Below are 7,359 nucleotides of genomic sequence, written 5' to 3'. Positions count from 1 at the left end.
GCCCCGGGCCGGGCCCGGGGCCCGGCCCCGGCCCGGGGCCCGGGCCGGGGCGGGGGGGTCGCCCGCCCGGGCCGCCCCCGGCGCACGCCGTTCACCACCCTCGTGCATCATGTCCGTGATCATGCGGGGGGTGTGATGGCGTTGTTCGCGCCGAAGTGTCCGGTGGAGCCGGACGAACGGGTCTGGATCGAGGAGTCGATGGCCTGGCTGGCGGCCGAGTTCGGCCGCGGGGTGCTGGACCGTGCCCCGGTGCTGCCGACGGCGGACTTCTTCCCCGGGCCGTACCGGGGGTCCGCGGAGGACATCCGGCGGGTGATCGCCCAGATCTGCGGCTACCTGGAGGTGCCGCCCAACCGGCTGACCATCGAGATCGAGCCGGACGACGGCGAGCAGGCGATGGTCGACGAGCTCCGGCTCAACCACAGCTCCCGCTTCGCCGCCGGGCACTACCGGCGGGAGAACGGGCGCCCGGTGATCGCCGTCGCCCAGCGCCAGGCCGCCCGTCCCGTCGCCCTGGTCGCCACCGTCGCCCACGAGCTGGGCCACGTCCGGCTCCTCGACGAGCAGCGGATCTCCCGGGACCGGCGCGACCACGAACCGCTCACCGACCTGCTGACGGTGCACTTCGGCCTCGGCGTCTTCACCGCCAACTCCGCCTTCGAGTTCCGTCGGAGCGACCGCGGTTGGTCGTCCTCGCGGCTCGGCTACCTGTCCGAGCGGATGCTCGGCTACGCGCTGGCCTGCTACGCCCACCGGCGCGGCGAGAGCGGGCCCGAGTGGGCCCGGCACCTGACCACCAACCCGCGGGCCTACCTCAAGCAGGGCCTGCGCTACCTGGAGCGGAACCCGCCGAGCGCGTGACGGGGGCGGGCTCCGGCCGGGCCCGACGGCCGTCGGCCACTCCGCGAGTTCGGCCACTCCGGGAGTTCCACCGAGAGGGCGTGCCGGAACACGTTGCGCGGGTCCCAGCGGGCCTTGACTCCTTGCAGGCGCGGGTCGCCGGGGTGCACGGCGGCGAGGCCCCCGGCCGTGGTGAGCAGGGTGCGGCGGGTCGGCCGCGCGGCAGGTTCCTCGCTGTGACTCATCGTCAGCCCCCGTACGGTGACGCCGGGTTGCCCCATGGGCAGGTCGTCCCCTCAGCATGCCCGTACCCACCGGCCCGTGCCCAGGGGTGTGGCCGGACGGCCGGAAGTGGCGCCTGCGGGCCCGCCCGACCCCCGGTCCGGGGCGGCCCGCCGGGGCCCGCCGGGGGTGCGTCGGAGGTACGTCGGAGGTACGTCGGCACAGGTCACGGCAGGGGGCCGGGGCGTCCGGCAACCCCCTCCCGGGCACCGGCAGTTGGGGATGATTTCAAATCTCGAGCACCTGTTTCACACATCCCCCTCATCGGGCGCCCCGGATGCTCTACATTGATTTTCGTGCCGCACGATCGGGCGTGAGGGGTGACACGTGATGATCTACGGATCGGTCGTTGCGGACTGCCGGTAGTCGCGTTTTCCGGCGGCGGGCGGGGGGTGTCCCATTCTCGACGCCCGAGCAGAGGTTTTGAGTGTGGAGAGCAACCGTCGACGTTTTTCCGCGCACTCCGGGAATTCGGCAGGACGCACCAGTCTGCCGGTGCCCGGTGGGAAGTCCACGTAGCGCCGCAATGGCGGATCCGCCATTTCCGGGGGCGCTGCCGTGCGCGGCCAGGAACGGCGCGACACGGGAGGCAGGGCCTCCCGGGGGGAGGAATCAGGTGCGGGAGGCAGCCGCCTCCCGGGGGGAGGAACCGTGTGGAGCGAGCACGTCGAACCCACTGACGGCCTGGCGGGGGCGGGAGCAGGAGCGGTCGAGCAGAAGGAGGGGGAATTAGTCGGCCGGTTCGCGCCGACCCGGGTGAGCCATCCGGGGAGCGGGAAATTCGGCCGGCCCGAGAGCGATTGGGAGCAGCAGTACCGCCGTACCGTGATCATCAGCGATACGGTGGCCACCGCCTTCGTGGTGGCGGCCATCGGCGGCTTCTTCGGGGTCCGGGACGCGGCCAACTGGCACGAGAAATGGGGAATTCTGGCCTTCGGCACCGAACTGTTGGTGCTGGGGGCGCTCGGGACGACCCGGGCGTGGGCACCGGCGGTTCTCGGCCAGGGGGCGGAGGAATTCCGCCGACTCGGCCGTTCGCTGTTCACGGCCGCCGTCGTCCTGGCGCTCGGCGGGATCGCCCTCTCCTCGCACAACATCAGGCTCTGGATCTTCGTCGCGATCCCGGCGATCACGATCGTCACCATGACGGAGCGCTACCTGCTGCGGCTGTGGCTGCACGAGCAGCGCAACCGGGGGCGGTGCCTGCGCCCGGTGCTCGCCGCCGGGAGTCCGGCCACCGTGCGCGACCTGATCGCCCGGACCCGCAAGTTCCCGCACCTGGGCTGGCGGGTGGAGGCGGTCTGCACGCCGTACGCGCTGGGCCCCGACGGCGACCGGCTGGACGGCGTGCCGGTGGTCGGCCGGCTGGCGGACGTCGCCAACCACGTCCGGCGGGACGGCTACCGGGTGGTCGCGATCACGCCGGACCCGCACTGGTCACCGGACCGGCTGCAACGGCTGGCCTGGAACCTGGAGGGCGGCGACGCCGAGATGGTGGTGGCGCCGGTGCTGATGGAGGTGGCCGGACCGCGGCTGCACGTCGACGCGGTGCTCGGCATCCCGATGCTGCGGGTCAGCATGCCCGCCTTCACCGGCGGGCCCCGGGCGGTCAAGGCGGTCGTCGACCGGCTGGGCGCCGCGGTCCTGCTGGTGCTGTTCTCGCCGCTGATGCTGTTCGTCGGACTGCTCGTCGCGCTGGACAGCCGCGGCGGGGTGCTCTACCGGCAGCACCGGGTCGGCAAGGACGGCCGCCAGTTCACCCTGGTCAAGTTCCGCACCATGGTGGCCGGGGCCGACCGGGCCAAGGCCGGGCTGGCCGACCGCAACGAGGGCGCCGGCCTGCTGTTCAAGCTCCGCCGGGACCCCCGGGTGACCAGGGTCGGCGGAGTGCTGCGCCGGTACTCGCTGGACGAGCTGCCGCAGCTGCTCAACGTGCTGGCCGGCTCGATGTCGCTGGTCGGCCCGCGCCCGCCGCTGCCGGAGGAGTCCGCCGCGTACGGCCCGGACATCCGGCGGCGACTGCTCGTCAAGCCCGGGCTCACCGGCCTGTGGCAGATCAGCGGGCGCAGCGACCTGCCCTGGGAGGAGGCGGTCCGACTGGACCTGCGCTACGTGGCGTCCGGGCGGCCGGCCGTGCACGGGGTGATCCGCTTGACGCCGCGGGGGGGGGTCCCCGGGGGGCGGGGGGCGTCCTGCGGGCGAGTGGGGGGGGGGGGCGGGGGGCCGCCGCGCGGACGGTCGGCCGCGAGGGCCGGCCCGAGGGGAGGAACGGGTCATGAGGGTCAGCGTCCTGGGGCTCGGCTACGTGGGCTGCGTGTCGGCCGCGTGCCTGGCCAGCCTCGGTCACGAGGTCATCGGCGTGGACGTCAACCAGGTGAAGGTCGACCTGGTCAACGAGGGCAGGGCCCCGGTCGTCGAGGAGCGGATCGGCGAGCTGACCGCCGAGATGGTGCGGTCCGGGGCGCTGCGCGCCACCGCGGACGTCCGCGAGGCGATCCTGGGCAGCGACGTGTCGCTGGTCTGCGTGGGCACGCCCTCGGCGGCCAACGGCAGCCTGTGCACCACCTACCTGGAGCGGGTCACCGAGCAGATCGGTGCGGCGGCGGCCGAGAAGGGCGGGCGGCACACCGTCGTGTTCCGCAGCACCATGCTCCCGGGCACCTGCCTCGACCTGCTGGTGCCGATCCTGGAGAAGCACCTCGGCGGCACCGCCGGGGTGGACGTCGGGGTCGCGGTCAACCCGGAGTTCCTGCGCGAGGGCACCAGCGTGCGGGACTTCTTCGACCCGCCGAAGACGGTGATCGGCGAGCTCGACGCGGCCAGCGGCGACGTGGTCGCGGCGCTCTACGAGGGCCTGCCGGGCGAGGTGTTCCGGGTGCCCGTTCCGGTGGCCGAGGCGATCAAGTACGCGGACAACGCCTTCCACGGCCTCAAGATCGGCTTCGCCAACGAGCTGGGCGCGGTGTGCCAGGCGCTCGGGGTGGACTCGCACCAGGTGGTCGACGTCTTCCTGGCCGACCGCAAGCTCAACATCAGCCCCGCCTACCTGCGGCCCGGCTTCGCCTTCGGCGGCTCCTGCCTGCCCAAGGACCTGCGCAGCCTGGTGCACGCCGCGCACCGGGCCGACGTCTCGGTGCCGATCCTCTCGCACGTGCTGGCCTCCAACGCCGACCACCTCCAGCGCGCGGTGGAGCTGGTCGAGCGCACCGGCAAGCGCCGGGTGGGCCTGTTCGGCCTGTCCTTCAAGCCCGGCACCGACGACCTCCGGGAGAGCCCGCTGGTCGAACTCGCCGAGCGGCTCTTCGGCAAGGGCTACGACCTGCGGATCTACGACCCCAACGTGCACCTCTCCCGGCTGCTCGGGGCGAACCGGGAGTACATCGAGACCCGGCTGCCGCACCTCGCGCAGCTGCTGGTGCCCTCCGTCGCCGAGGTGCTGGAGCACGCCGAGGTGTGCGTGGTCGGCACCAGGGACGAGGCCGTGCTGTCGGCCCTGCCGCAGGGCGACGGAGCGGTGATCGTCGACCTCATCCGCCTTCCGGACGCCGAGCGGCGCCGGACCGAACCGGGGTACGTGGGCCTTGCCTGGTGACGCGATGTTCGATGACGCGGTCGGCGACGGGCGGGGACGCCGCGCGCTGATCCTGGTGGAGAACCTGTCGGTGCCGTTCGACCGGCGGGTGTGGCAGGAGTGCACCACCCTGCGCGACGCGGGCTGGCGGGTGGACGTCATCTGCCCGCAGGGCAGCAAGCGGGACACCGAGCCGGAGGCCGTGATCGACGGGGTGCGGATCCACCGCTACCCGCTCCGGGCGGCCACCGGCGGCCCGGCCGGCTACCTGCGGGAGTACGGGAGCGCGCTCTGGCACACTGCCCGGCTGGCCCGCAAGGTCGGCCCGGTCGACGTCGTGCACGCCTGCAACCCGCCCGACCTGCTGTTCCTGCCCGCGCTGTGGCTGAAACGGCGCGGCGCACGGTTCGTCTTCGACCAGCACGACCTGGTGCCGGAGCTGTACCTCTCCCGCTTCGACCGCGGCGAGGACCTGCTCTACCGGGGCGTGTGCGCGCTGGAGCGGATGACCTACCGGGCCGCGGACGTCGTGCTCGCCACCAACGAGAGCTACCGGGACGTCGCGCTGCGCCGCGGCGGCAAGCGGCCGGAGTCCGTCTTCGTGGTGCGCAGCGCGCCCGACACCGCCCGACACCGCCCGCTTCCGCCCGAGCCCGAGCTCAAGCGCGGACAGCCCCATCTGCTGTGCTACCTGGGCGTGATGGGGCCGCAGGACGGTGTCGACTACGCCCTGCGGGCGCTGGCGAAGCTGCGCGACGAGCAGGGCCGGACCGACTGGCACGCGGTGTTCGTGGGCGGCGGCGACACCTTCGACGCGATGGTCGAGCTGTCCCGGCGGCTCGGACTCGACGACCGGGTGCAGTTCACCGGCCGGGTGTCCGACGCCGACCTGGCGCGCTACCTGTCCACCGCGGACGTCTGCCTCTCCCCGGACCCGCGCAACCCGCTCAACGACGTGTCGACCATGAACAAGGTCCTGGAGTACATGGTGATGGGCCGGCCGATGGTCTCCTTCGACCTCCGGGAGGCCCGGGTCTCCGCCGGTGACGCGGCCCTCTACGCGCCCGCCAACGACGAGTCCGAGTTCGCCCGGCTGGTCGCGCAGCTGATGGACGACCCGGAGCGGCGGGCCCTGATGGGCAAGGTCGGCCAGGAGCGGATCAACGGGCCGCTCGCCTGGCGGAACTCCCAGCGGGCCCTGCTCGCCGCCTACGCCGCCGCCTGCGGTGACGGCGCCCCGGCGGTGGGCGGCCGGGGCAGGGCGGGGAGAAGGCAGCGCCGTTGAGCGAGGACACGATCCGCCTGGTCACGATCGGCCGGATCCTCCGTCGGCGGTGGCGGCTGCTCGCCGTCCTCACCGTCCTGGGGGCGCTGGTCGGCTACGGCAGCTCACTGCTGTTCCCGCCGAGCTACACCACCTCGTCGTCCGTGCTGCTGCCGGGGGTCTGGCAGGAGCGCGAGCTGATGACCCAGGCGGAGATCGCGACCAGTTCGGTGGTGGTCGACCGGGCGGCCGCCGCGCTCAAGTGGAGCGGGGTCAACGGCGGCAAGCTGCAGAGCCGGGTGAGCGCCACCGCCGCGGACGGGAACATCATCAAGATCTCGGGCACCGCGGAGACCCCGGAGCGCGCCCAGCAGCTCGCCGACCAGATGGCCAAGCAGTTCGTCGGCTTCGCCGCGCGGATGGCGGGCGACGGCACCGACCCCGAGGCGGCCCAGCCCGAGCAGCTGCGCCAGCTGGTCGTCCAGACCGGCCAGCGCATCACCGACCTCGCCAACTCGGTCGGGCCGGGGCAGACCGTGGAGAGCGTGCAGGTCCGCACCGAGCTGGAGAAGCTGCGCACCGCGCTGCAGGACGCCGTCAAGAAGCTGGACCAGGTCGACCTGGCCGCCAACAAGGCCAACATGGTCGTCATGGGCACGGCGGCCCGGCCGACCGGCCAGGCACCGCCGACCCGGGTCCAACTCGTCGCCGCCGGCGCGCTGGTGTTCCTCCTGCTCGGGGTGGTCGGGCACCTCACGGCCGCCCGGATGAGCCGTCGGCTGCGCACCGAGCCGGAGATCGCCGCGGCGCTGGGCACCGAACTGCTCGGCACCGTCGACGTCCCCGGCGGGCGGGCCGCGCGGCGGCCGGCGGCGCGCGGCCCGCGCGCTCTGCTCCGCCGGGTGCTGGGCACCGACGTCCGGTGGGACCTGCCGACCCCGCACGCCTCCGGCGACGAGGCCGGCCGGCAGCTGCGCTACCGGCGGGTCTGCACCCGGATCCGGGAGCAACTGCCGCCCTCGCGCGGGCTGTTGGTCGTCGTCCCGGAGGGCGACGAGCCGGCCCGCCGGGCCGCCGACCAGCTGGCCGCCGAGGCGGGCGGCGAGCCGCGGCTGCGGGTGGTGGGGGTGCCGGTCACCCGGCCGCTGGTGCCGGACCGCGAGGAGGAGGCCGGCGCCCTGGTCGTGCTCAGCGCGGGCAGCTGGACGGCGGGGGAGCTGGCCGGCCTGGCCGGGGCGTGCGCGGACGCCGAGCACGAGCTGGTCGGCATCGTGGTGGCCGACCTGGTCCAGGGCGGCCCCAAGCGCCCGGCCGGGCGCCGTACGGGCGGGGCCGAGCCGGTGCTCGCGGGCGCCGCCGCCGCGCGCTCCGAAGCCGATGACGAAACGGGGGGATGATCGGG

Annotated in this window: 4 protein-coding genes and 2 pseudogenes; 5 read left to right on the top strand and 1 reads right to left on the bottom strand. The window is 74.0% G+C overall.

From position 1 onward, the window contains the following. Nucleotides 1-135: 135 nt before the first annotated feature. Complete coding sequence (locus tag ACFV8H_RS31535) at nt 136-861, top strand: hypothetical protein (RefSeq protein ID WP_380406841.1); 726 nt, start codon at nt 136-138, stop codon at nt 859-861. Between the two features lie 59 nt (nt 862-920). Here the strand turns inward: ACFV8H_RS31535 and ACFV8H_RS31530 are convergent. Further along, nucleotides 921-995: pseudogene (locus ACFV8H_RS31530) on the bottom strand (BBE domain-containing protein); the annotation flags it as partial. Between the two features lie 883 nt (nt 996-1,878). On the opposite strand from ACFV8H_RS31530, the pseudogene ACFV8H_RS31525 reads away from it, so the two are divergent. The 4 genes and pseudogenes from ACFV8H_RS31525 to ACFV8H_RS31510 form a co-directional block, all read left to right on the top strand. Continuing rightward, nucleotides 1,879-3,241 (top strand): annotated as a pseudogene (locus tag ACFV8H_RS31525) (sugar transferase); the annotation flags it as partial. A gap of 156 nt (nt 3,242-3,397) precedes the next feature. Next, nucleotides 3,398-4,714: a nucleotide sugar dehydrogenase gene (locus tag ACFV8H_RS31520; RefSeq protein ID WP_380406840.1), complete on the top strand. Its 1,317-nt coding sequence runs from the start codon at nt 3,398-3,400 to the stop codon at nt 4,712-4,714. A gap of 4 nt (nt 4,715-4,718) precedes the next feature. Next, entirely contained in the window at nt 4,719-5,978 is a 1,260-nt protein-coding gene (locus tag ACFV8H_RS31515; protein ID WP_380406838.1) for a glycosyltransferase family 4 protein, read from the top strand. Further along, the gene (locus tag ACFV8H_RS31510; RefSeq protein ID WP_380406837.1) at nt 5,975-7,354 is read left to right on the top strand and encodes a Wzz/FepE/Etk N-terminal domain-containing protein; all 1,380 of its coding nucleotides are present in this window, start codon (nt 5,975-5,977) and stop codon (nt 7,352-7,354) included. The genes ACFV8H_RS31515 and ACFV8H_RS31510 overlap by 4 nt, the downstream gene beginning before the upstream one ends. The last annotated feature ends 5 nt before the right edge of the window (nt 7,355-7,359 follow it).

Origin of the sequence: Kitasatospora sp. NPDC059827, from assembly GCF_042731675.1 — a bacterium.
GTDB lineage: Bacteria > Actinomycetota > Actinomycetes > Streptomycetales > Streptomycetaceae > Kitasatospora.
Note: the sequence above shows the minus strand (reverse complement) of the source record. Positions and strands in the feature narration are given on the sequence as shown.